Raw genomic sequence first — 23867 nt, forward strand, 5'->3', positions numbered from 1 at the left:
TCGTCACCCGACGGCTAGAAGATGCCGGTGATCAGGGTTCCCCAGCCGGCAGTACCGGCGAGGTAGGGCTTGCGGTGCGTGGTGGGGCCGCCGGGGTAGGTCAGGAGGCAGCCGGTGGGGCAGGTGGTGGAGGTGAGCGTTCCCCCGCTGTCGACGTACTGGATCTGAAGGTCGGGGTCGGCGGGGGTGGTGGCCCAGAAGTCGCCGTACTCCTCGTTGGCGGTGGGCTGGAACTGCTTGAACTGGGTCACCTGGCCCCAGTCTTCGACGGACGAGTCGACGACGGTGCCCTGGATGTTGCCGGGCGAGGTCAGGTACGGACGCGAGGTCCATCCGCCGCTGCCGTACTCCGTGGGCGTTCCGAGGGAGAACGTGCAGGAGTCGGGGCAGGTGCCGGTGAGCTGGCCCGGGTACAGGTAGAGCTTGCCGTCGGAGGGGTTGCGGCCGATCAGGTCACCGACTCCGTCGCCGTTGATGTCGTCGACGGCGAGGTTGGTGAAGTCCCGCCATCCGCCTGTGCCGATCACGGTAGGCGTGGCACTGAAGGGCTGGGTCTGGTCCTGGCCCCCTTCGACGAAGTTGCCGCTGTAGAGGTACAACTTGGCGTTGACGCAGTTCGGAGGCGAGGAGATTTCACTGGAGCCTTTTGCTCGGCTTCATGAGCTCGGAATGGCTCGAGAATTCAAGATGGTAGGCAAAAGCTCGATGCGGGAGTTCGTGGGGTGATTTCGATGCGAGTTGCTGGTGGTGGTGCTGCCATCATAATTAGTCTAGGGTTGCTGATGTCGGCGTGCTCCATGTCGAAGCCGGGGCGGTCGGAGTCATGCCTGAGTGGAGGTCTCTCGGGAGAGCTAAAGAGGAAGTATTCCTTGGATAATCTTCCGGATGTGTCATCCTTTCGTTTCTGTGAGAGGGAGGATGGGGACGGGTTTTCGGCGAACATGCCATTTGTCGCGGAACCGGCCGAAAGTGTCGAGTATCTGGCCTCTATGGGAATGCGTTGGAAGGATTTCGTTCGCGCTTCCCCCGAGCTGGTCAGTCGACTTTCTCATGCATCGGGAGCGGGGTGGGCGTTGAAAAACGGTAACCCCTACCTGACGAACTCATACGCTCGCGAATGGAACGGGGAGTGCTTGGTGGATTATCACGCTTACGTGCCCGCAGGGAAAGCGTGGAAGGGGGACGTGTATGTCGGGATGTATTGCCAGCAGTAATCGCTCTGACCGCTTCGAGTAGCGCGGGCTATGGAATCGTTGTGTGCTAAGCAGCCGGTGAGGTTCAAGCGAAATCAGCGACATCGCTCACACGGAAAATCGTGCGGCAGGCAGCGCCACTGTACCCCGATGCGGTCCACGTACAGGATCGCGTTCATGATTTCGCTCGCGCTCGGGCGTGCGTCCGATGTCCACCGCATGGCGACGCCGCTCGGTCCGCTAAGACCGTGTCCTACGTGGTGAGGCGGATGAGCCGCTTGTAGCAACACAGGGCCGAGGCAAGTCCGAGAAACGCGAGGTAGTTGCGGGAATGGCGCTCGTAGCGCGGGCTGAGTCTGCGTCCGATGCCTAACCTCGCGCTTTCACGCGGCAGGGCGTCCGGTGGGTGATCAGAAACGCAGAGAGTGCTCCTCGCTGTCGCGCTTGGCGGAGACTGCCTGGCAGACGTGGGCATGCTGCGGGCCGAGCCGGCGGTGTTCGGGCCGGTGGCTTCCGACCCGACGGTGTCCCGGCTGGTCGACACGCTGGCAGCGGAGGGGAAGCGTGCGCTGACCGCACTGCGCCAGGCCCGCGCTCAAGCCCGTGAACAGGTGTGGACGTTGGCCGGTGACGCGGCGCCGGACGCTTCCGGTCAGGTGGTCGTGGACCTGGACGGGGTGCTGGTGATCGCGCATTCCGAGAAACAGGACGCGGCCGCGACCCGGAAGAAGACCTTCGGCCATCATCCGCTGATGGGGTTCGTCGACCACGGCAGGGGCGGGTCCGGGGAGCCGGTGGCCGCCCTGCTGCGGCCCGGGAACGCGGGCAGCAACACCGCGGCCGACCACATCGATGCCGCCCGGCTCGCCCTGGCACAGCTGCCGAAGGTTGGTTGGGATGTAATTCCACGGGGTTGATAATCTATATTCCGCATATGTGCTGCATGTGGGGCGCACCCCGATGCCTCCAGCTGCAGTGAGGAGTGGTTTCGATGAGTAGGTATATTGACATCGCATTCGAATTCAATAAGGCTAACTCTGTGTCGTCGATCATCGGCGCCCTCGTGGGTGGGGGCTGGCGGCCGGATGATGATGGACGGATCAAGTTTCTCGTCGAGCCTGATTTGTTCGATTGGGAGGATATGCCTCTCGATTGCGATTGCGTTGCAATCGAAAAAATGGAGGTGGCTAGGATTGTTAACGGATCGTGTGCAATTATCCTTACGTGGGAGAATACTGGAATCGGGGTATCGTTTCTCATCTCCTCCGCGGGGAGGCAGCTATCGGTAGATCCAAGAGTCGATACGGTTTATAGGCGGGATGTCGATATTTACGTTGACTTCGAGTGGTATATCTCCAAAATTCTTCCTTCTGTGAGTGGCTTGGGCCTAAGCGGATACCGCATCTCCGATCTGCCGGCCTGAATGGCTGCGGCCAGTGCCGGAGCACCCGCCGCACCTTCGCGATCCACGTCAGTGGTAGAGCTGGAGCTGTTCCACCAACGGCAGGCTCCCCGCCCCGAGCCCCACCGCGATGGCGAGCTGGCCGAATCCCCTGGTCCGCCCCCGTCACCCGGCACTCTGCTGGAAGGTGTTCGACGTCATGTTCTCGGTCGTTCCGCTCTCGAACGGGGGATTCGTGAACTGCAGCAGTACGTCAAGCAGTCGAGTCCCGACGCCAACGGCGCTCTGGTGTACGCCTAGTCATGTCGCCTGTGGAAACCAGCACGAACTCGCCGCCCAGACCCGCAGTTTCTTCCACCGCGACAGCGTCGGCTCCACATCGTGCGCGAATACCTCGGCGACCGATACGTCCGGTACCTCCTCGACGAGTGAGCCCCGTGAATTTCTGATCAATACGCTTGTTTACCACCCGTGATTACGGCCACAGCAGCTGACGCCGCCACCCCTCGCCCTCGCGCCTGTACTCAAGCCGCACGTGCCGCCGCCTCTCGTCCCCCTGGAAGAACTCCACCGACTCCGGCCGCAGGCGGTACAGGGTCCACGTGGAGGAATCGGCGGCCGGTTCCGTCCGGGCCCGGGTCCATGCCTCCTCCGATGCTCGGGCCAACTCCGCCACCGACCCCAGCGGCTCGCTCTGGTGCCCCGTGAGGGCCGCGGCCAGGGCGCCCGTCGATCTGGCGTGGAGGTCGGCCCGCGCCTCCTCCGCCGTGCCGGTCACGACCGGGCCCCGGACCCGTACCTGGCGGCCCAGGGTCGGCCAGTAGAAGGCGAGAGCGGCGTACGGGTGGGACGCCAAGGCGCGGCCCTTGGTGCTGGTGCGATGGGTGCCGAAGGACCAGCCGGTGTGGTCGGCGCCGTGGAGCATGACGATGCGGACGTCGGGGTGGCCGGCCTCGTCCGTCGTGGCGAGCGACATGGTGTGCGGCTCGCGTTCGCCCGCCGCCACGACCTCCGCGAACCAGGTGGTGAAGAGGGCGAGGGGGTCCGCGGGGGCCGAGGCCGGGTCGAAGGGCGGAAGGGTGGTCGTCGCCGGGTCCCAGACCCGTTGTGACCTCAGGAGTTCATGGAGTGCGTGGAGATCCGGTGCCATGGCGTCATGGTCACACCTGGCCCAGGTCCGACGACACCCACCTCTCCGGACGCATGTGGATCACCACCTGCTCGCCGTGTTCCTTCCACGCGAAGTCGACGTAGCCGTCGACCTTCTCGGCGGGCAGGTACCGGGCCGACATCTTGCGCAGTTCCTCCTTCGTCGCCGGGTCTACCGCCACAACCGGGCCCTCCACCGACACGTACCGAATCGTCGGCTCCAGGCGGTCGACCATCAGGGTGAAACGGCCCGCGGCCTCGATCAGGCCGTACTTGCGCGACTCCCGGCCCGTCATGATCCATACGTCGCCGCCGTGCTCGTACCAGTACCAGATCGGTACCGACAGGGGTGCCCGGCCCGGTCCGCCGTCCACCGACAGTGCGGCGATGTGGGGCTCGGACAGGAACGTCTCTCGTTCTTCGCGGCTCAGGGGCATCGGAGGATCCTTAAGTATGTTGGGCGGTCAACGGGGCGGGCCGCAGCGACAACACCGCCCCCACCCGTCGCCTTCCCGGCCCTCCCGCGCACCGCTCAGTTTCGGCCGAGCACCACCGTTCCGGACGAGCAGAACCATCCCCCGGTGCCCGAGGCCACGCCGAGCCGCGGCAACCCGCCGTCGCGGGCCCGCACCTGCCGGGTCCCCGCCTCGCCCCGCAGCTGACGTACTGCCTCGACCAGCAGGAACAGGCCGCGCATGCCGGGGTGCTGGGCCGAGAGGCCGCCGCCGTCGGTGTTCACCGGGAGGGCCCCGTCGGTCACCGTCAGGCGGGCGTCCGTCACGTACGCCCCGCCCTCGCCCTTTCCGCAGAAACCCAGGTCCTCCAAGGTCACCAGCGTCATGTAGGTGAAGGCGTCGTAGAGCTGCGCGAAGTCCATTTCCGGTGGTCCGACGCCGGCCCGTTCGAAGGCCAGGCGTCCGCTGGCCGCCGCCGGGGACACCGTGAAGTCCTCCCACTCCGACATCGCGGCGTGGGACACCGCCTCTCCCGTGCCCAGGATCCACACCGGGGGTGTGCGACAGTCCCGTACGTACTCCTCGGCGGTCAGCAGCACCGCCGCGCCGCCGTCCGAGCGCAGGCAGCAGTGCAGCTTGGTGAACGGGTCGGCGATCACCGGCCCGGAGAGTACGTCGTCGACGGTCAGGGGGTCCCGGAACATCGCCTCCGGGTTCAGGGCCGCGTTCGCTCGGGCCTGGACCGCGACCTGCGCCAGCTGCTCGGCCGTCGTGCCGTACTCGATCATGTGGCGGCGGGCCGCCATCGCGTACTTGGCGATCAGGGTGTGGCCGTAGGGGACCTCGAACTGGGTCGGGCCGCGCCCGCCGAAGGAGAGTGTGCCCGTGCGGCGGCCCGCCTTCACGTCCGAGCGGGCCGTGGAGCCGTACGCCAGGAGTACGGCGTTCGCGTGGCCCGCCGCTATCGCGTCAGCGGCGTGGGCGGCCATCACCTCCCAGGTGGCGCCGCCCACCGAGGTGGAGTCCACCCAGGTGGGGCGCAGGCCCAGGTAGTCGGCGACCTCGACGGGGGCGAGGGTGCCCAGGCCCGCCGACGCGAAGCCGTCGATCAGCCGCCGGGGCAGGCCCGCGTCCGCCAGGGCGCGGCGGGCCGCCTGGGCGTGGAGGGTGTACGGCGTCGCGTCGGGTACTCCTCCGCAGTCGGAGAGGGCGACGCCCACCACTGCGACGTTCCGGCTCCCGCGTGTCATCGGCGGCCTCCCGACCCTGGGCAATCCGTCCCCGCCCCCCTAATATGACGGACCGTCAGATGAAGACGGAAGAGTCAGGCAAGAGCCAGGGAGCCGCCATGGACGCCCGCCTCACCGCCGAGCAGGACGACATCCGCCGCGCCCTGCGCGAACTCCTCCGCAAGCGGTGCACCGGCGCCGACGTCCGGCACGCCGTCGACACCCCCGCCGGACACGACCCCGCCCTGTGGACCGCCCTCGCCGGCCACCTCGGCCTGCCCGGGCTCGCCCTGCCCGAGACGTACGGCGGCGTCGGCTGCTCGGTGACCGAACTCGCCCTCGCCGCCGAGGAGACGGGACGCGTCCTGGCGCCGAGCCCGCTGCTGGCCACCGCCGTCCTCGCCGCCCCCCTGCTGCTCGCCCTCGGCACCGACGTCCAGCGCGCCGAGCTGCTGCCGCGCATCGCCGCCGGACAGCTCACCGCCGCCCTCGCCGTGCCCGGGTCCGCCCTCGCCACCGCGCTCGCGCTGACCGGCCCCAACAGCGGCGAGTGGGCGGGCGGCGGGCGCGCCGGGGGTGTCCAGGCCCGCCGGGTCGGCGGTGGCTGGCGGCTGTACGGGGAGGCGGCCCAGGTCCTCGACGGGCACGACGCCGGACTGCTGCTGGTCGCCGCCCACAGCGGGGGGTACGTCCGCTCGCGCGTGCTGCTGTTCCTCGTGTCCGGGGAGGCGTCCGGACTGGTCCGGGTGCGGCAGACCGCGCTGGACGCCACCCGGCCCCGGGGACGGATCCAGCTCCGCGACACCGAGGCCGAACTGCTGGGCGACGGTGATCCGGCCGCCGTGCTCACCGCGCTCGCCGCCACCGGCGACACCGCCGCCGCCCACCTGGCCTGCGAGGCGGTCGGCGCGGCGGAACGGGCGCTGGAGCTGACCGTCGGGCACGTCGGGCGGCGCGAGCAGTTCGGGCGGCCCATCGGGTCCTTCCAGGCCGTGCAGCACCGGCTGGCCGACGTCTACGTCCGGGTGCAGGCGGCCCGCTCGGCGGCCCACCACGCCGCCTTCGCGGCCGGGTCCGGCCGCGAAGACGAAAGGGAGTGGGTCGGCGGGCTCGCCCTCGCCCAGGCCCTGGACGCGCTGCGGGTCTCCGCCGCCGAGGCGGTCCAACTGCACGGGGGGCTCGGTTTCACCTGGGAGCACGACGCGCACCTCTACGTGAAGCGGGCCGCCGGTGACGAGTTGCTCTTCGGGCCCGTGCACCGGCTGCGGGCCCGCGCGGCCGACCGGGCCGGCCTCTTCGACGCGTCCGATGCACGCGATACATCCGACGCGCGCGATACACGCGATACATACGACGCCTCCGACCGGAAGGCGGTGGTCCTGTGATCGGCGTCAGGCTCGTGCAGAAGGTGTCCGCCACCCGTGCCTTCGCCCGGATCGGGCCGCACGTCTTCCCGCCGCTCGACCGTGCCGTGCACCGCCTCACCCGCGGGAAGGTCCTGCTCAGCGCCCAGATGCTGCCGGGGGTCGTCCTCACCTCCACCGGCGCCCGCAGTGGGCAGGCCCGGCGCACCCCGCTCGCCTGCATGCCCGACGACAGCGGCTGGATCCTCGTCGGGTCCAACTTCGGCCGGCCCGGCCACCCCGCCTGGACCCACAACCTGCTCGCCCACCCCGACGCCGAGATCAGCTGGAAGGGTGCCGACGTCCCCGTCACCGCCCGCCTGCTCAAGGGGGAGGAGCGCGAGGCCGCCTGGAAGGCCGTCCTGGCGTTCTGGCCGCCGTACGCCGCCTACCAGGAGCGGGTGGAGCGCGAGATCCGCCTCTTCCGGCTCACCCGGCGGGCGTCATAGGCGTACGCCACGGGGACTGCGTCACAGCGCGTGCTGGACCAGCAGGAACGCCCCTATGCCCAGCATGGCCGCGCCCGAGGTGCGGGTCACCGCGCGGGCCGCGGCCGGGCGGGCCGACAGGAGGGCGCGGGACAGGGCGCCCACGATGCCGTAGACCAGGGCGCAGCACGCCATGTGCAGGACGCCGAGGGTGGCGGTCTGGGCGGCCACCGGGAGGCGGGCGGCGCTGCCGGTGGTGAGGAACTGCGGAAGTACTGACAGGTACAGCAGCAGCCCCTTCGGGTTCAGGCCGCTGATCGCCGCCCCGCGCAGGAAGACCGACGTACGCGACGACCCCAGCGTCTCTGCGCCCGTCCCCGTCCCCGTCTCCTCGCCCGTCCCTGTCCCCGTCTCCTCGCCCGCCCCCGGCACCCCCGGCCGCCGTACGACCCCCCAGCCCAGCCACACCAGGTACGCCGCACCCGCCACCGTCAGGGCGGTGAGCAGCGCCGGGGAGCCGGCCACCAGGACGGCCAGGCCCGCCGCCGCCAGCGCCGTGTGCAGGGCGTAGCCGCTGACCAGGCCCGCCACCGCGATCCCCACCGACGCCGGCCGACCGCGCAGCCCGGCGGCGATCGTGTACGCCCAGTCGGCGCCCGGTACGCACACCAGCAGCAGGTCGACGGCGAGGAAAGAGAACAGCGCTCCTGAGTCCATGACGGTGAGATTAGGAACTTTTGTCGCGAAAGTGTTCCTGAAGTTTGCCACCAGGCCATCCCATGCCGGGAAAATATGCCTCATGGACGACGTGGACCGGAAAATCCTTGCCGAGCTGCAGCAGGACGGGCGGCTGACCGTGACCGAGCTGGCCGCGCGGGTGCGGCTGAGCGTCTCGCCGTGCCACCGCCGGTTGCGCGAGCTGGAGCGGTCGGGGGCGATCAGCGGGTACCGGGCGCTGGTGGAGCCGACCGCGCTGGGGCTGACCTTCGAGGCGCTGGTCTTCGTGTCCATGCGGCAGGAGGACCGGGACACGGTCGCCGAGTTCGAGAAGGCGCTGGCCGACATCCCGCACGTACTGGACGCCGAGCGGCTGTTCGGCGAGCCCGACTACCTGCTGCGGGTGGCCACCGCCGACCTCGCCGCCTTCCAGCGGCTCTACGACGAGCGGCTGGCGACGCTGCCGGGCGTGCAGCGGCTGACGTCGACGCTGGTGATGAAGCACGTGGTCAAGGACCGGCCCCTGCCCGCACAGGCATGAGCCTCTGGCCGCCCGTGCCCCGTGCGGCCCTGAGCCGCCGCCCCGTAAAGCCGCGAGCGGTGGCCACCCGTGCGTCAGGTGGACCACCGCTCGTGAGACAGGACGTGAGGGTTACTTCGTGGGCTTCTTCCCGGTGACGCCCAGGTGCACCAACAACGCTACGTTCGGCTTGAGTTCGGCCTGCTTCACACCCCAGCTGGTGAAGCCCTTCTGGTGCGAGGCGACCGCCGCGAGCATGGCGACGAGCGAACCGGCGATCGCCGCCGGGTTCACGTCCTTGTCGACCCGCCCCTTGGCCTGGAGCTCGGCGACCGCGTCCGCGAGGGAGTTGTTCACCGAGTTGAGGATCTTCATCCGGAGTTTGTAGAAGCGTTTGTCCCCCTCGGCCGCGCCGAGGTCGACGACGCGCAGGATCGCGTCGTTGTTCCGCCAGAACTCCAGGAAGCCGTCGGTCAGTTCCTGCGCGGTCTGCCAGCCGGCCTTGCCGACCCAGGAACGCCCCTCCAGCAGCTCGGCCAACCCGGCGCCCTCGGCGGCCATTTGCTCGGCGATCTCCAGGACGGCTCCCTCGACGTCCGGGAAGTACTGGTAGAAGGTCGCGGGCGAAGTGCCCGCCTTCCGGGCCACGTCGATCACCTTGACGTCCCGGTAGGGAGAGGAGCTGAGCATCTCGCTGAGGCAGTCCAGCAGCTTCTGCCGCGTCGCCTGCCCGCGCCGACCGGCAACGCGGCCGTCGACGGTACGCACTTGTCCTGTCATGCCGTCAGCTTACCGAGGGGGTGTCCGAGCGCGATTCGGCCGACTGCAAATGGGGTGCGCGGGTGCTCGGAGGCGGGTGTTGCTGGTCTGCGGGGTGCGTCGGCCGCCGCTACTTTGGGTTCATGGCCGAAAACAGGGCATCGGAGTCAACGGGGGCATCGGAGTCATCAGGGGCGCCGGAGTCGTCGGGGTCGTCGGGGTCCTCGGAACCGACAGCGTCGCCTGAGTCACCGCCCCCGCCCCCGCCCGGCTCCCCCGAGCGCGTGGAGTCACCGCCCCCGCCCGGCTCCCCCGAGCGCGCGGAGGCACCCCCACCACCCCCCTCCGGCGCCACCGAGAGCGCGGCGGCGCGGCTGTACGCCGAGGGCGTCCCCTGCTGGGTCGACGCCCAGCTGCCCGATCTCGACGCGGGCCGCCGCTTCTACGGCGAGCTCTTCGGATGGACGTTCGAGGACGCGTACGGCGGCTCGGTGTGGGCCCGGCTGGACGGTGAGCCCGTCGCCGCGCTCGCCCACAAGGCGGACGGGCGGATGCCCACCGTCTGGACGGTGTACTTCGCCGCCCCGGACATCGAGGCGACCGCCCGCCGGGTCCTGGCCGCCGGGGGTCAGGTCGTGATGGCTCCGCTGCGGGTCGCCCGGCTGGGTGTCGCCGCCCTCGTGACCGATCCCGAGAACGCCGTCTTCGGCCTGTGGCAGGCCGACACCCACCCAGGCTTCGGGCGGCGGCGCGCCCCCGGCGCCTTCACCTGGGCGCAGCTGTACACCCGCGACACCGAGCGCGCCAACGCCTTCTACGGCGATCTCTTCCACGACGCCCTGTTCGGCCCGGACGCCGACCCCGACTTCGGGCGGGCGCCCGTCTCCGACGTCTTCCCCGCGGAGATGCCCCCGCACTTCGTCGTCCATTTCCAGGTGGCGGACTGCGGCGCGGCGCTCGATACGGTCATCCGGCTCGGCGGCCGGGTGCGGGCCGGCCCGTTCACCGCCTCGTACGGCACGGTCGCCGTCGTCAGCGACAATCAGGGGGCGTCGTTCGCGCTGCTGGAGCGCCACTAGGCTCTGCTCTGATATGAGACACCCCGTTTGTGCAAGGGTTCGCCAGCGGGCGTCCGGCCGGGAACAATCAGGGTGCGTGCCGCCAAGGCGGTGCGGTGGTGAGACGCTGCACGGGGCCGCGTGAACACATCGGTGGCGCGGCCCGTACGGGGAGGTGGCAGGCAAGTGGTGGATCAGCTGACGCAGCACGATCCGCGGCGGATCGGGCCGTTCGAGGTGCTGGGACGGCTGGGTGCCGGCGGCATGGGGCTGGTCTATCTCGCGCGCTCGGCGTCCGGCCGGCGGGTGGCGATCAAGACGGTGCGCACGGAGCTCGCGGAGGACCAGCTCTTCCGCGTGCGCTTCACGCGTGAGGTGGAGGCGGCCCGGGCGGTCTCCGGCTTCTACACGGCGGCCGTGGTCGACGCCGACCCGCGCGCCGCCGTGCCGTGGCTGGCCACCGCGTACGTGCCCGCGCCCTCCCTCGAAGAGATAGTGAACGAGTGTGGGCCGCTGCCGGCCCAGGCGGTGCGCTGGCTGGCGGCGGGTGTCGCCGAGGCGCTGCAGTCCATCCACGGCGCCGGGCTGGTCCACCGTGACCTGAAGCCGTCCAACGTGCTGGTCGTCGAGGACGGCCCCCGGGTGATCGACTTCGGTATCGCGTCCGGCGTGTCGAACACGCGTCTGACGATGACGAACGTCGCCGTGGGCACCCCCGCCTACATGTCCCCGGAGCAGGCGAAGGACTCGCGGAGCGTGACGGGCGCGTCCGACGTCTTCTCGCTCGGCTCGATGCTGGTGTTCGCCGCCACCGGGCACCCGCCGTACCACGGCGCGAACCCGGTCGAGACCGTCTTCATGCTGCTGCGCGAGGGCCCGGACCTCGAAGGACTCCCCGACGAGCTGCGCCTGCTCATCGAGTCGTGCATGCAGATGGACCCCACCGCCCGGCCCAACCCGGCCGACCTCCAGGCCCAGCTGGCGCCCCACCTGTTCGGCTCCGGCTCGGACGACAGCGGTACCGCGTCGGCGTGGCTGCCCGAGCGGGCGGTCGCCCTCATCGAGACCCGCCGCGGCGGCCGGACCACCGCGTTCCCCGCGTCAGGCCGAGGCGGACACGGCGGACACGGCGGGCATGGTGGCCCCGGTGGCCCCGGCGGGCATGGTGGCCCCGGCGGCCACGGTGGCCCCGGCCGGGGCGGCTCCGGTGGCGGCCTGCCCGCCGTGCCGCCCCCGCCGTCCCACGAGCCCGCGCTGCCGGCCCACCCGGCCCGGCCGCCCGTGCCGGCCGGCGTCGGCGCCCCGGACACCGGCCCGGTGCGGCTGGCCGGGGCCGCCGTTCCGGTCGGGCCCGGCCCGCGCGTCGCCGATGTCCGCGCCTCCGCCGCCACCAGGGCGCCGGCGCCCGACCCCGGCCTGGTCGCCTCCTGGTCCAAGCCGCGCCCCGGCGTCAACGGCGCCGACCCCGCGGTGCCGCCCGCGCCGGCCGCGCCCCCGGAGGCCACCGGCTGGCGGCCCTGGCGGTTCCGCATGTCCAACGACGTCTGGGGCACCCCGGCGGTCGGCGGCGACCTGGTCTACGTCACCTCCTTCGAGGTCCACGCGCTCGACGTGGCCACCGGCCGGCGCCGCTTCAAGACCCGTGACGTCGCCTGGTCCATGGCGGTCGCCGACGGCCGTATCCACGCCTCCGACGGCCCCACCCTGTTCGCACTGGACTGCCGTGAGGGCCTGGACCTGTGGCGGGTGCAGACCGAGGCCTGGGTGTACACGCTCAAGGCGGAGCGGGGCACCGTCCTCACCGGGACGCGCGGCGGCGGCGTCCAGGCCTGGGAGGCAGCGGGCGGCCAGAAACTGTGGGAGATCACCGGCTGCCAGACCGACTTCGAGTCGCCCGAGGCGGGGCCCCAGCTCCACGAGGGCACGGTGTACGTCTGGCAGGACGCCCGGCTGCGTGCCCTGGACGCCCGTACCGGCGAGGAGCGCTGGTCGTACCCGATCGGCGACGCGGCCTCCTGCGGCGGCGTCCCGGTCCGGGTCACCCCGGCCTCCGACGGTTACGTGTACGTCTCGGCCGGCACCCGCGTCCTCGCGGTCGACGTGGTCAGCGGCATGGTGCGCTGGCACTTCGAGGCCCCGGCGGTCTTCCTGTGCCCGCCCACCTTCGTGCCCGGCCCCGCGGTCACCGGCGGCGGCCTCTACCTCGCCGACTACCTCGGCACCGTGTACGCCCTCGACGCCACCGACGGCCGCGACCGCTGGCGCATCGCCACCGAGGCACGGTCCTCCGTCGAGCCGGTGCTCGTCGCGGGCGGCCACGTCCACGTGGGCAGCGGCAAGGGCCTGTACACCCTTGACGCGGTCACCGGCACCCCGAAGTGGCGCTTCCAGGCGGGCGGCGACATCGTCGGCGCGCCCGCGGTCGCCGAGGGCCGCATCCACTTCGGCTCCACCGACCACCTCCTGTACACCCTCAAGGCCGACGACGGCCGCCTGCGCTGGAAGCTCGCCACCGGCGGCGAGATCACCGGCTCCCCGGTGGTGAAGGACGGCGTGGTGTACGCGTGCAGCAAGGACCGCTGCGTGTACGCCCTGGACGCGGAGAAGGGCACCGGTACGGCACGCACGTCGTGACGCCGCAGGGCGGTCGCCGGGCTGCGGCGGGACGGACGGCCGGGGGTGCGGGACGGTCGGTCCGGCGTGTGCAGGGCGGTCGCCGGCGCCTGCGGGACGGTCGGTCGGGGCAGGACGAACTGACCGCCGGTCACCGCACCTCGGGCGGGGTGGTCCGCCGGGCGGCGTACAGGGCCGCCTGGCGGTCGGCGGGCAGGTTGCCCAGCGCGATCAGGTGGGGTGCCTGTGCGAACGCCGCCGCCCGGGCCGTCTCCCCGGCCGCCCACAGCGCCCGTACGGTGCCCTGCACGGCCTCGGCGGGATACCCGGCGAGCACCGAGGCGCGGGCCACGGCGGCGGCGCGGGCTGCGCCCGCCTCGGTGACCTCGGAGACCAGTCCGACCTGGTGGGCCCGCCGCGCCGACACCCGTTCGGCGGTGCCCATCAGCATCATCCGGGCGGCCTCCCCGTAGGGCATCCGGTGTGCCATCAGCACCGACTCGTAGGCGCTGACCATCCCGTAGGTGGTGTGCGGGTCGAAGAAGGTGGCGTCGGCCCCGGCGATCAGGAACTCGCACTCCCCGAGCAGGTAGAAGGCGCCCCCGCAGGCCATGCCCTCCACGGCGGCGACGACCGGCTTCCACAGGCCGTTCGCCTTGGGCCCGACGTCCAGCAGCGGATCGTCCTGCATGTAGGGGGAGGCCGGCTGGGGGACCGCGGTGTCGCGGTCGATGCCGGTGCAGAAGGCGCGCGTCCCGGCGGCGGCGAGCACCACGGCCCGCACGGAGTCGTCGTACCGGAACCTCCGCCACGTCCGGCGCAGCCGCTCCGCCAGCCCGGTGTCGATGGAGTTGAGCCTCTCCGGCCGGTCCAGGGTCACCACGGCGACCCCGCTGCCGGCGTCCGCCTCGACGAGCAGGCTCACGGCCGCTCCTCCAGGACCCACCGGGGCAGCCCGTCCGCGCCGAACACCGCCCGCACCCGTGCCCCGATCCGCAGCCGGTCCGGGGGCACGGAGTCGAGAGCGGCGTCGGCGCGGGCGACGACGTTCCCGACGAGCCGGATCCCCGGATGCTCGGCGAGCTCCACGACGACGACGTTGTAAGGGGCGCAGCGCGCGTAGTCGGGCAGCAGCGGCGGATGGGGGAGTACGTACGACCAGATCCGCCCTCGCCCGGACACGGCCCGCCACTCGCTCGCGAAGGACTGGCAGCGGGGGCAGCAGGGGCGGGGCGGGAAGCGGGGCTCGGCGCAGTCGGCGCAGTACTGGACGCGCAGCTCGCCCCGGGCGGCGTACTCCCAGAAGGGGGCGCCGTCGGGGTCGGTGACAGGGGTGAGCACGGTGGTCAGCTCCTCAGCAGCAGTGCGGAGGTGGGTACGCCCTCGCCGGCGGTGACGAGGCAGGTGGCGGCGCCCGGCACCTGGGCGGTGCTGGTGCCGCGCAGTTGCCGGACGCCCTCGGTGATCAGGTTGAAGCCGTGGATGTACGCCTCCGACAGCCCGCCCCCGGCGGTGTTGAGCGGCAGCCGCCCGCCGGTCTCCAGGGCGCCGCCCTCGGTGAAGGGGCCGCCCTCGCCGCGCCCGCAGAAGCCGTAGCCCTCCAGGGAGAGCGGTATGAGGGGGGTGAACGCGTCGTAGATCTGGGCGACGTCGACGTCCTGGGGCGTGAAGTCGGCCTGTTTCCACAGGTGCCGGGCGGCGGCCCAGGACGGCCCGGTCAGGGGGTCGTCGGTCCAGTAGTTGACCATGCCGTGGTGCTGTGCGGGCAGGCCCTGGGCGGCGGAGTGCACGTACACGGGCCGCTGCCGGCAGTCCCGGGCGCGCTCGGCCGAGACGACGACGCAGGCCGCCGCGCCGTCCGTTTCCAGGCAGTTGTCGAAGAGGCAGAGCGGCTCGCTGATCCACCGGGACGTCATGTACATCTCCCGGGTGAGGGGCCGTTCGTACATCACGGCGGCCGGGTTCTGGTTGGCGCGGTTGCGGCAGGCGAGGGCGACGTTGAACAGGTGGTCGCGGGTGGCGCCGTACTCGTGCAGGTAGCGGCGGGCCAGCATGGCGATCTCGTCCGCGGGCCGCAGCAGCCCGAAGGGCCGCGTCCACTGGCCCGGCGTGGGCAGCTGCGCCCGGACGTTCGTCCACGGCCGCGGCCCGCTGCCCCGTTTGCGGGACCGCCAGGCGACGCCGACGGTGGCCTGTCCGGCGGTGATGGCGGCGGCGAGGTGGGCGACCGTGGCGCAGGAGCCGCCGCCGCCGAAGCCGACCTTGCCGAAGAAGGTCAGGTCGCCGAACCCGACGGCCTTGGCCAGTTCGACCTCGTCGGTCTCCTCCATGGTGTAGGAGGCGAGCGCGTCGACCTCGCCGGGCGCTATCCCCGCGTCGTCGAGGGCGGCGACGACGGCCCGGCAGGCGAGGCCGCGCTCGTCCTCCTCGAGTCGCTTGGCGAAGGCGGTCTGTCCGATCCCGACGATGGCGGTGGCGTCTTTGAGGGACACGGCCCGCACCTCCGATCTCCGCACGGCGGCCACGACTGTGGCTGACAGGTCGTCAGATTACAGCTAATCTGACGGACAGTCAGCTGGTGTGGTGCGGGGCGGGGAGGCGGCCGTTCATGGAGTGGCGGAACATCCCGGAGCTGGTGCGCTGGTCGGCGGTGCGGTACGCGGACACCGAGGCGGTCGTGGACGGCCGTACCCGGATCACCTACGCAGGTCTCGGCGCCCGCGTCGAACGCGCGGCCGCCGCCTGCCTGGCCCACGGCCTGCGCCCCGGCGAACGGGTGGCGATCTGGGCCCCCAACTCCCTGGACTGGCTGGTCGCAGCCCTCGGCGCGGTCACCGCGGGCGGAGTGCTGGTCCCTCTCAACACCCGCTTCAAGGGCGCCGAGGCGGCCGACGTCCTGCGCCGCAGCGGGACCCGGCTGCTGTTCGTGACGGGCACCTTCCTCGGCACGTCGTACGTGACCTCGCTGAGGCGGGCGGTGGGGGCGGGGCGGGGGCCGGACCTCCCGGGCCTGCCGGAGCTGCGCACGGCGGTGGTGCTGTCCCAGGACGCGCCCCCCGGCTTCCTGACCTGGCCGGACTTCCTGGCGGCGGGGGAGGGCGTACCGGCGGCCGAGGTGCGCGAGGCGGAGATCCCCGCCGACTCGGACATCGTCTACACCTCGGGCACCACGGGCCGCCCCAAGGGCGCGGTGATCACCCACGCGCAGACCCTGCGCGCCTACGACACCTGGAGCGACCTGGCCGGCCTGCGCCACGGCGACCGCTACCTCGTCGTGAACCCGTTCTTCCACACCTTCGGCTACAAGGCCGGCGCCCTCGCCTGCCTGACCCGGGGCGCGACCCTGATCCCGCAGCCGGTCTTCAACGCCGGGACGGCCCTGGCGAACATCGCCGCGGAGCGGGTCTCGGTCCTGCCCGGCCCGCCGACCCTGCTCCAGTCCCTCCTCGACCACCCCGCCCGCCGCGACCACGACCTCTCCTCCCTGCGGCTGGTGGTGACGGGCGCGGCGGTGGTCCCGCTGCGGCTGGTGCGCCGCCTGCGCGACGAACTCGGCGTCGCGACCGTCCTCACCGCCTACGGCCTCTCCGAGGCGTCCGGACTGGTCACCATGTGCCGCCGGGACGACCCGCCCGAGGTGGTCGCCGCCACCTCGGGCCGGCCCGTGCCCGGGGTGGAGGTGCGGGTGGCCGACGGCGCGGGCGCCGCCCTCGCCCCCGGCACGCCCGGCGAGGTCCTGGTCCGCGGCTACAACGTCATGCGCGGCTACGACGGCGACCGCGCGGCCACCGGGGAGGCGCTGACCCCGGACGGCTGGCTGCGCACGGGCGACATCGGCGTCCTGGACCGGCAGGGCAACCTGACGATCACCGACCGCCTGAAGGACATGTACGTCGTCGGCGGCTTCAACGCCTACCCGGCGGAGATCGAACAGGCCCTCGCCCGCCACCCCGGCGTCACCGAAGCGGCGGTGGTCGGCGTACCCGACGCCCGCCTCGGCGAGGTCGGCAGGGCGTACGTGGTCCGCCGGCCGGGGGCGTCGCTCACCGCCGACGAGCTGATCGCCTGGTCCCGGCGCGAGATGGCGAACTACAAGGTGCCGAGGACGGTCCGCTTCGTGCGCGAGCTGCCGAGGAACGCGAGCGGAAAGGTGCTGAAGGGCGAGCTGCGGGGCGGGGACTGAGGTGGTGAAGGGCGAGCTGGGGGACAGAGGCTGACGATCACTCGGTCAGCCGGACCTCCAGCCACGGCCAGACGGCGGCCAGCCGCCCGGGATGCTCGGGCCGGTCCACGGCCGGCACCAGCACCGGCCGCAGCGGGGCCGACGGCAGGAAGCGCACGGTCGTCCCGGTGGTCCCGTCGCCGGGCACGGGCTCCAGACCGGTCACCGGGACGCCGTACTCGTACCGCTGGGTCCAGGAGCCGTCGTGCCGCCGGTTGGTGTGCACCAGCCACTCGCTGAGCGCGGCGACGACGGACATCCCGCGCCGGGGGTGCCCGTCGGGCAGCCGCTCGGCCCCCGGGGAGTCGAAGAACCGCAGGTCCTTGGTGGCCATCACCGGCTTGCGCACCACCCGCCCGGACACGTCGACCCTGGTGTCCGTCCCCCGCCCGTCGTCGGAGACGGCGACGGACCCGTCGCGATGCACGGTGACCACACAGGTCCCGCGGCCCCTGCCCAGTGCCTCGTCGGCGGCGTACGCCACCACCTCCAGCACCAGATGCCAGGCACCGCCGGGCGCGAACTCCCCGGCCCGCTCCCGGACATGAGCGAGATGCCCCTCGTCCACCGACGCGGCCCAGTCATGCGTGGTGTTGACCCACTCGCCCCTCGAAGCACCCATACGCCGAGTATCCCGGGCCGATCCCCGACCCCGGCGGACGACTCCCCCTGCCACTCCGGGCACCCGGTGGACGACTCCCCCTGAAACGCGAATACGGCCGCGGCGGCTCCCCCTCGGCGCCGCCGCGGCCGTCCCCCCTGCGGTGGTCGTCAGCCGGCGCTCTCCGTGGTGGCGTGGTTCTCCAGCAGCATCTTCTGGGGGCCGGTCGCGTGGTTCTCCATGACGGTCACCTCGTCGCCGGCGACCTCGCCCCGCGGCGCGTTCAGAGGCGTCCCCGTGGCGTGGTTCTCCAGCGTGGTCAGAGGCGTCCCGGCGACCTCGCCCTGCGGCGCGTTCAGAGGCGTCCCGGTGGCGTGGTTCTCCAGCGTGGTGACGGCCTCGTCGCCGGTGGCGTGGTTCTCCTGGGGCGTGGCGACCGCCGTGTCGATCGTCTCGTCGCTCATCGTCGTGACTCCTCTGGTTGAGCTGCTGGACCGGGGTCCGGAAGTACCTGCCCGGTGACTCCCCCGAGGGCCACCGGACAGGCGTGGAGGCCGCCACCCTACGGGTGGGCCTTCACCGGCGACCCGCCTGCCCCCCGAAGCGCCGGATCGCGGTACCGAGCGTGCCGCCCGGCGATAAACGAACGATGAACGCCCCGCGTGGGGGCGGTACTCGGGCCCGCTCGGCCCGCTCGGCCGGGCCTGGCCCGCTCGCCCCGGCCGGGCCCGCTCGCTCCGCTCAGGCGCCGCTCACGCGGCGGTCGCCGGGGCGAGCAGGGCGCGGACCTCCGCGGCCTCCGGGGAGCCCAGCCGGTCGAAGACCGACAGCGCCTCCTGCCAGCACGCGCGGGCCCGGTCGGACTGGCCGAGGCTGTTCAGACTGCGCCCGAGCACCGTCAGCACGTTCGCGCGGCGCCACTCGCCGCCGATGCCCCGCAGGACGGACAGGGACTGCTCGGTCATGGCGGCCGCGTTGGCCGGCCTGTGCGCGGCGAGGTGGACCTCGGCCATGCGGAAGAGCGTCATGCCCTCCCAGAGTCGCTGGCGGCTCTCCCGGAACACGCCCAGCGCGTCGTCCAGGCAGGACAGCGCCTCGTCCAGCCGGCCGGACCGGGTCAGGGCCAGGCCGAGGGCGTAGCGGGCGTTGGCGCCGCGCAGGGAGTGCCCCAGGGTGTCGTAGATCGCGACGCCTTCCCCGGCCAGTTCCACGGCGCTGTCGACGCGGTCCGTGGCGAGGTGGATCCGGGACATGTTGCACAGGGCGCTCGCCTCGCCGGGCCGGTTGCCGTCGGCCCGGTAGTTGGTGAGTGCCTCGCGCAGATGGACCTCGCCGTCGTGGTGGCGCCCCTGGTAGAGCGCGATGATGCCCCGGTCGTTGGGGGTGCAGCCGCTCGGCAGCGGGTCCTTGGTGGCCCGGGCCAGTTCCATGGCGTGGTGGGCCTCCTCGTCGGCCTGGGCGAACCGGCCGGCCACGATGTGCACGTTGGTGATCGCCATGCGCGCCCGGCCCTCCGCCCGCGGGTCCCCGCCCGCGCGCGCGGCGTCCCGGGCGGCGAGCGCCGACTCCTCGTACTCGCGTGCGTTGGCCCCCGACTCGGCGAGGTCCTTGGCGGCCCACAGCAGGTCGATGGCGCGGCGCAGCCGGCCGCCCCGCACCGAGTGGCGTACGCAGGCGAGCAGGGTGGTGGCCTCGGTGTACAGCCAGTCCAGCGCGGCGCGCCCGTCGGTGAACCGCAGCCCCGGGTACTCCGTGGCCTGGAGGTGGTCCACCAGCCGGTCCCCGGGCCGTTCGATCGCGTACACCCCGGCCGCGGTCGCCAGGTAGAAGTCCAGCAGCCGCGACATGGCGGCCTCGCGTTCGCTCGGCGGCTGTTCGTCGCGTTCGGCGCAGGCGCGGGCGTAGAGGCGGACCAGGTCGTGGAAGCGGTAGCGGCCGGGGGCGGCGGATTCGAGGAGGGAGGTGTCGACGAGGGATTCGAGGAGGTCCTCGGTGTCGTCGGCGGGCAGGTCGAGGACGGCGGCCGCGGCGGGCAGGGAGATGTCGGGCCCGTCGGCGAGGCCGAGGAGCCGGAAGGCGCGGGCCTGGGCGGGTTCGAGCTGGCCGTAACCGAGTTCGAAGGTGGCCTTGACGGCGAGGTCGCCGGCCTGGAGCTCGTCGAGGCGGCGGCGTTCGTCGGCGAGCTTCGCGGCCAGCACGGACACCGTCCAGGTGCGCCGGGCCGCCAGCCGGGACGCGGCGATGCGGATGGCGAGCGGCAGGAAGCCGCACGCGGCGACCACGTCCAGCGCCGCCTCGCGCTCCGATCCGACCCGCTCCTCGCCGACGATCCGCGTGAACAGCGCCAGCGCCTCGTCCGGCGACATCACGTCCAGGTCGACGAGGTGCGCGCCGGCCAGGTCGACCATGCGCACCCGGGACGTGACCAGGGCCGCGCACCCCTCGGTGCCGGGCAGCAGCGGCCGCACCTGGGCCGCGTCCTTGGCGTTGTCCAGCAGCACCAGCACCCGCCGGCCGTCCAGCACCGACCGGTACAGCGCCGCCCGTTCCTCCAGCGAGTCGGGGATCGCGGAGTCGGCGGTGCCCAGGGCGCGCAGGAAGGCGCCGAGGACGGTCTCCGGCTCGGCCGCCCGCTGGCCGGCGCCCTGCAGGTCGATGTACAGCTGGCCGTCGGGGAAGGCGGCCCGCGCCTGGTGGGCGACGTGCACGGCGAGCGTCGTCTTGCCGACGCCGCCGATGCCGGCCAGCGCGGACACGGCCATCACCCGGCCCTCGCTGCCCGACGCCGCAGCCAGCACCTCGCTCAGCTCCCGCACGGAGGCGGAGCGCCCGGTGAAGTCCGGCACGGTCGCCGGGAGCTGGGCCGGGCGCACCGGGACGACCGCCGGTTCGGCGGCCGGCGCCGGGGGCTCCGCGAGGGCCGGGTCGGCGCGCAGGATGCGGCCCTGCAGCTCGCGCAGGCCGCGCCGCGGGTCGACGCCGAGTTCCTCGGCGAGCAGGCGGCGGGTGTCGGCGTACACCGCGAGGGCCTCCGCCTGCCGGCCGCTGCGGTACAGGGCGAGCATCAGCAGCTCGCGCAGGCGTTCGCGCAGCGGGTGGGCGGCGGTCAGGGCGGTCAGTTCGGAGACCGCCTCGGCGTGGCAGCCCTGCTCCAGGTCCATGTCGAGGCGGGACTCCAGCAGGCCGAGCCGCCACTCCTCCAGCCGGACCCGCTGGGCCTCGGCGTACGGGCCGGGCACGCCGGCCAGCGCCTCGCCGTCCCACAGGTCCAGCGCCCGGTTCAGGGCCTCGCGCGCCCGGGTGAGGTCACCGGCCGCCCGGGCCTTCTCGGCCTCGGCGGCCAGGTGCTGCGCCTCGGTCAGGTCCAGCGCGCCCTCGCCGAGCCCGCGCACGGCGTACCCGCCCGACTCGCTGACCAGGACCCCGGGGTCGAGCACCTTGCGCAGCCGGGAGGCGTACGTGCGCAGCGCGGCCAGCGCCTGGGAGGGCGGTTCCTCGCCCCACAGCGCGTCGATCAGCTCGCCGGCGGTGGCGGTACGGCCCTCGCGCAGCAGCAGCGCGGCGAGCAGCGCCCGCTGCTGCGGGGAGCCGGTCGCCAGCGCCGTGCCGTCCCGCCAGGCCCGTACGGGTCCGAGCACGCCGAAGCGCACGGCCGTCCGCCCGGGCACCTCGGCACCCCCGCCGTCGCCGGCGGGGCCCGGACGCCTCTGCTCCGGCACGCGCGGTCCACGGTCGTCCATTCGGAGTCCCCCTCGGCTTCCTCACCATCAAGGTCAGTTTGCCCTGTCCATGCCGGAAACGTCAGCCGGGCGAGACCCCGATCACAGGCGGGTGGGCGGGAGTGCACGAAGTCCGCACATCGTCCCCGCACCGTTCCCCGCGGACCGCCGGCCGACACCCTAGCTGACGGTCCGTCAGATCAGCGCTACCGTGGCGGACATGGACTCCGAGACGACCACGACCCCCGTCACCTCCGGGACCACCACCCTGCCCCGGATCATCTCCGTCGACGACCACACCGTCGAACCCCCCACCGTCTGGCAGGACCGCCTCCCGGAGAAGTACCGGGACACCGGCCCCCGCGTCGTCCGCGCCCCGCTGAAGGAGATGACCTTCCTCGGCGGCCGCTTCAAACCCGTCATGGGCCGCCCCGGCAGCGACGACGGCCCGCTCGGCGACTGGTGGGTCTACGAGGACCTGCACCGCCCGCTGACCCGCCTGGACACCGCCGTCGGGTACAGCAGGGACGACATCCGGCTGGAGGTCATCACCTACGAGCAGATGCGCCCCGGCTCCTACGACGTGCCCGCCCGCCTCGCCGACATGGACGTCAACCACGTCCAGTCCGCGCTCTGCTTCCCGACCTTCCCCCGCTTCTGCGGCCAGACCTTCACCGAGGCGCGCGACCACGACCTCGGGCTGCTCTGCGTGCGCGCCTACAACGACTGGATGGTGGAGGAGTGGTGCGGCCCGCAGGCCGGGGGCCGGCTGATCCCGCTCACCCTCATCCCCCTGTGGGATGCCGAGCTGGCCGCGGCCGAGGTCCGCCGCAACGCCGCACGCGGCGTGCGTGCCGTCGCCTTCTCCGAGATACCCCCGCACCTCGGCCTGCCCTCGGTCCACACCGACGACTGGGACCCCTTCCTCGCCGCCTGCGCCGAGACCGGCACCGTAGTCGCCATGCACATCGGCTCCAGCAGCCGCATGCCGTCCACCTCCGCCGACGCCCCGCCCGCCGTGGGCTCCACCATCACCTTCGCCAACTGCTGCTTCTCCATGGTCGACTGGCTGATGAGCGGCAAGTTCGAGCGGTTCCCCGGCCTGCGGGTGATGTACGCGGAGGGCCAGATCGGCTGGATCCCGTACATCCTGGAGCGCGCCGACGTCGTGTGGGAGGAGAACCGCGGCTGGGGCGGCGTCGCCGGCAAGGTCCGCCGGCCGCCGTCCGAACTCTTCGCGGAGCACGTGTACGGCTGCTTCTTCGACGACGCCTTCGGGCTGCGCAACCTGGACGCCATCGGCGTCGGCAACGTCCTCTACGAGACCGACTACCCGCACTCCGACTCCACCTGGCCGAAGTCCCGCGAGGTGGGCGAGGCGCAGATGGGGCACCTGCCCGCGGACGTCGTCGAGCGGATCGTCCGGGGCAACGCGATCGAGCTGCTGCAGCTCACCCCGGAGGGGCTCTGGTCGCCGTGAGGTACGGCATCCAGCTGCCCGTCCAGGCGCAGAGCACCCTCTTCGCCGAGCCCTGGGAGGCCGCCGCCGGCCCCGCCGACCTGGTCGCGGTGGCGCGGGCCGCCGAGGCCGCCGGGTTCGCGTACGTCGCGGTCTGCGACCACGTCGCCGTCCCGCGCCGCCTGGCCGCGGCGATGAGCACGGTCTGGTACGACCCCGTCGCCACCCTCTCCTACCTCGCCGCCGCGACCGAACGCGTCCGGCTGCTCAGCCACGTCGCCGTCGTCGCCCTGCGCCACCCGCTGCTGACCGCCAAGCAGTACGCCACCCTCGACCACCTCAGCGGCGGACGGCTCGTCCTCGGGGTCGGGGCGGGGCACGTGCCGGAGGAGTTCGCGGCGCTCGGCGTGGACTTCGGCGGCCGGGGGGCCGTCCTCGACGAGACGGTGGACGCGCTGCGTGCGGCGCTCGGCCCGGACGAGTTCCCCGAGCACCACGGCAAGCGCTACGACTTCCAGGGGCTCGGCCAGCGCCCCCGCCCCGCCCAGCCGCACGTCCCGCTGTGGGTGGGCGGCTCCTCGCCGGCCGCGGTGCGCCGGGCCGCGCTGAAGGGGGACGGCTGGCTGCCCCAGGGCGACCCCCGGGACCGCCTGCCGGACCAGATCGCCCGCATCCGGCGGCTGCGCGAGAGGCACGGCCGGCACGGCGACTTCACCGTGGGGGCCCTCGCCGAGCCCCTGTACCTCGGCACCCCCGCCTGGGACGTCGGCCGCCGCACCCTGACCGGCGCCCCGGACGCCGTCGCCGAGTCGCTGCGGGCGTACCGGGCGATGGGCGTGCACCAGGTCCAGGTCCGGTTCCGCAGCCGGAGCCGGACGGAACTCACCGACCAGATCACCGCGTTCGGCGCCGACGTGGCGCCCCTACTGGGCTGAGGAGA

21 protein-coding genes and 3 pseudogenes are annotated in these 23867 nt (G+C 72.7%); 10 read left to right on the forward strand and 14 right to left on the reverse strand.

Going from position 1 to position 23867, the window contains the following annotated elements:
• Positions 1 to 14: 14 nt before the first annotated feature.
• From AC3ET3_RS14080 to AC3ET3_RS14090, 3 genes and pseudogenes are all read right to left on the reverse strand, one after another.
• Positions 15 to 599 carry a hypothetical protein gene (locus AC3ET3_RS14080; protein ID WP_435612232.1) on the reverse strand — a complete coding sequence of 195 codons (585 nt, stop codon included), beginning with the start codon at positions 597 to 599 and terminating at the stop codon, positions 15 to 17.
• Positions 600 to 1306: 707 nt separating this feature from the next.
• A pseudogene (locus tag AC3ET3_RS14085) lies at positions 1307 to 1433 on the reverse strand (transposase); the annotation flags it as partial.
• Between the two features lie 13 nt (positions 1434 to 1446).
• Positions 1447 to 1554: pseudogene (locus AC3ET3_RS14090) on the reverse strand (IS5/IS1182 family transposase); the annotation flags it as partial.
• A 70-nt stretch (positions 1555 to 1624) separates the two neighbouring features.
• Here AC3ET3_RS14090 and AC3ET3_RS14095 point away from each other — a divergent pair.
• Together AC3ET3_RS14095 and AC3ET3_RS14100 are read left to right on the forward strand one after the other, a co-directional pair.
• Positions 1625 to 2080: pseudogene (locus tag AC3ET3_RS14095) on the forward strand (transposase); the annotation flags it as partial.
• A gap of 104 nt (positions 2081 to 2184) precedes the next feature.
• Positions 2185 to 2616, forward strand: a complete 432-nt coding sequence (locus tag AC3ET3_RS14100; RefSeq protein ID WP_435612233.1) for a hypothetical protein — start codon at positions 2185 to 2187, stop codon at positions 2614 to 2616.
• Between the two features lie 454 nt (positions 2617 to 3070).
• Here AC3ET3_RS14100 and AC3ET3_RS14105 read toward each other — a convergent pair whose 3' ends face one another.
• From AC3ET3_RS14105 to AC3ET3_RS14115, 3 genes are all read right to left on the reverse strand, one after another.
• Positions 3071 to 3745 (reverse strand): pyridoxine/pyridoxamine 5'-phosphate oxidase, encoded by a 675-nt coding sequence (locus tag AC3ET3_RS14105; protein WP_435612234.1) that lies wholly within the window; start codon positions 3743 to 3745, stop codon positions 3071 to 3073.
• Between the two features lie 10 nt (positions 3746 to 3755).
• Positions 3756 to 4181 (reverse strand): pyridoxamine 5'-phosphate oxidase family protein, encoded by a 426-nt coding sequence (locus AC3ET3_RS14110; protein ID WP_435612235.1) that lies wholly within the window; start codon positions 4179 to 4181, stop codon positions 3756 to 3758.
• Between the two features lie 95 nt (positions 4182 to 4276).
• Positions 4277 to 5449: a thiolase C-terminal domain-containing protein gene (locus AC3ET3_RS14115; RefSeq protein WP_435612236.1), complete on the reverse strand. Its 1173-nt coding sequence runs from the start codon at positions 5447 to 5449 to the stop codon at positions 4277 to 4279.
• A gap of 98 nt (positions 5450 to 5547) precedes the next feature.
• Between AC3ET3_RS14115 and AC3ET3_RS14120 the strand changes: the two genes are divergently transcribed.
• The gene (locus AC3ET3_RS14120) at positions 5548 to 6813 is read left to right on the forward strand and encodes an acyl-CoA dehydrogenase family protein (RefSeq protein ID WP_435612244.1); all 1266 of its coding nucleotides are present in this window, start codon (positions 5548 to 5550) and stop codon (positions 6811 to 6813) included.
• Positions 6810 to 7280, forward strand: coding sequence for a nitroreductase family deazaflavin-dependent oxidoreductase (locus AC3ET3_RS14125; protein ID WP_432137398.1), 471 nt, complete (start codon positions 6810 to 6812; stop codon positions 7278 to 7280). Before AC3ET3_RS14120 ends, AC3ET3_RS14125 begins: the two co-directional genes overlap by 4 nt.
• Positions 7281 to 7301: 21 nt before the next feature.
• Here AC3ET3_RS14125 and AC3ET3_RS14130 read toward each other — a convergent pair whose 3' ends face one another.
• A complete protein-coding gene (locus AC3ET3_RS14130) occupies positions 7302 to 7976 on the reverse strand; it encodes a LysE family translocator (RefSeq protein WP_432156364.1) in 675 nt (224 codons plus the stop codon).
• Positions 7977 to 8058: 82 nt separating this feature from the next.
• On the opposite strand from AC3ET3_RS14130, the gene AC3ET3_RS14135 reads away from it, so the two are divergent.
• A complete protein-coding gene (locus AC3ET3_RS14135; RefSeq protein ID WP_432156363.1) occupies positions 8059 to 8517 on the forward strand; it encodes an Lrp/AsnC family transcriptional regulator in 459 nt (152 codons plus the stop codon).
• A gap of 111 nt (positions 8518 to 8628) precedes the next feature.
• Here the strand turns inward: AC3ET3_RS14135 and AC3ET3_RS14140 are convergent, their stop codons facing one another.
• Positions 8629 to 9264, reverse strand: coding sequence for a TetR family transcriptional regulator (locus AC3ET3_RS14140; protein ID WP_432137420.1), 636 nt, complete (start codon positions 9262 to 9264; stop codon positions 8629 to 8631).
• A 365-nt stretch (positions 9265 to 9629) separates the two neighbouring features.
• On the opposite strand from AC3ET3_RS14140, the gene kbpA reads away from it, so the two are divergent.
• The gene (kbpA, locus tag AC3ET3_RS14145) at positions 9630 to 10334 is read left to right on the forward strand and encodes an AfsK-binding protein KbpA (RefSeq protein ID WP_432156401.1); all 705 of its coding nucleotides are present in this window, start codon (positions 9630 to 9632) and stop codon (positions 10332 to 10334) included.
• A gap of 165 nt (positions 10335 to 10499) precedes the next feature.
• Complete coding sequence (gene afsK, locus AC3ET3_RS14150) at positions 10500 to 12947, forward strand: protein serine/threonine kinase AfsK (RefSeq protein WP_435612237.1); 2448 nt, start codon at positions 10500 to 10502, stop codon at positions 12945 to 12947.
• 130 nt (positions 12948 to 13077) lie between these two features.
• On the opposite strand, the gene AC3ET3_RS14155 is transcribed toward afsK, so the two are convergent.
• Genes AC3ET3_RS14155 through AC3ET3_RS14165 form a run of 3 tightly spaced genes read right to left on the reverse strand, consistent with a single transcriptional unit; the run spans position 13078 to position 15418 of the window.
• Positions 13078 to 13851 (reverse strand): enoyl-CoA hydratase/isomerase family protein, encoded by a 774-nt coding sequence (locus AC3ET3_RS14155; protein WP_432137402.1) that lies wholly within the window; start codon positions 13849 to 13851, stop codon positions 13078 to 13080.
• Positions 13848 to 14267, reverse strand: coding sequence for a Zn-ribbon domain-containing OB-fold protein (locus tag AC3ET3_RS14160; protein ID WP_432137403.1), 420 nt, complete (start codon positions 14265 to 14267; stop codon positions 13848 to 13850). Before AC3ET3_RS14160 ends, AC3ET3_RS14155 begins: the two co-directional genes overlap by 4 nt.
• A gap of 5 nt (positions 14268 to 14272) precedes the next feature.
• Positions 14273 to 15418 (reverse strand): lipid-transfer protein, encoded by a 1146-nt coding sequence (locus tag AC3ET3_RS14165; protein ID WP_432156362.1) that lies wholly within the window; start codon positions 15416 to 15418, stop codon positions 14273 to 14275.
• 116 nt (positions 15419 to 15534) lie between these two features.
• Here AC3ET3_RS14165 and AC3ET3_RS14170 point away from each other — a divergent pair, with 116 nt between their 5' ends.
• The gene (locus AC3ET3_RS14170; protein WP_432156361.1) at positions 15535 to 17109 is read left to right on the forward strand and encodes a FadD3 family acyl-CoA ligase; all 1575 of its coding nucleotides are present in this window, start codon (positions 15535 to 15537) and stop codon (positions 17107 to 17109) included.
• A 37-nt stretch (positions 17110 to 17146) separates the two neighbouring features.
• On the opposite strand, the gene AC3ET3_RS14175 is transcribed toward AC3ET3_RS14170, so the two are convergent.
• From AC3ET3_RS14175 to afsR, 3 genes are all read right to left on the reverse strand, one after another.
• The gene (locus tag AC3ET3_RS14175) at positions 17147 to 17770 is read right to left on the reverse strand and encodes a DNA topoisomerase subunit B (protein WP_435612238.1); all 624 of its coding nucleotides are present in this window, start codon (positions 17768 to 17770) and stop codon (positions 17147 to 17149) included.
• Positions 17771 to 17919: 149 nt separating this feature from the next.
• On the reverse strand, positions 17920 to 18213 hold the full coding sequence (locus AC3ET3_RS14180) for a hypothetical protein (RefSeq protein WP_432137407.1): 294 nt from the start codon (positions 18211 to 18213) through the stop codon (positions 17920 to 17922).
• Positions 18214 to 18501: 288 nt separating this feature from the next.
• The gene (gene afsR, locus AC3ET3_RS14185; RefSeq protein ID WP_432137408.1) at positions 18502 to 21489 is read right to left on the reverse strand and encodes an SARP-family global regulator AfsR; all 2988 of its coding nucleotides are present in this window, start codon (positions 21487 to 21489) and stop codon (positions 18502 to 18504) included.
• Positions 21490 to 21688: 199 nt separating this feature from the next.
• On the opposite strand from afsR, the gene AC3ET3_RS14190 reads away from it, so the two are divergent.
• Both AC3ET3_RS14190 and AC3ET3_RS14195 read left to right on the forward strand, forming a co-directional pair.
• Positions 21689 to 22948: an amidohydrolase family protein gene (locus tag AC3ET3_RS14190; protein ID WP_432137409.1), complete on the forward strand. Its 1260-nt coding sequence runs from the start codon at positions 21689 to 21691 to the stop codon at positions 22946 to 22948.
• Positions 22945 to 23862: a TIGR03619 family F420-dependent LLM class oxidoreductase gene (locus AC3ET3_RS14195; RefSeq protein WP_432137410.1), complete on the forward strand. Its 918-nt coding sequence runs from the start codon at positions 22945 to 22947 to the stop codon at positions 23860 to 23862. The genes AC3ET3_RS14190 and AC3ET3_RS14195 overlap by 4 nt, the downstream gene beginning before the upstream one ends.
• Positions 23863 to 23867 lie beyond the last annotated feature (5 nt).

Source organism: Streptomyces sp. bgisy159 (assembly GCF_057707805.1).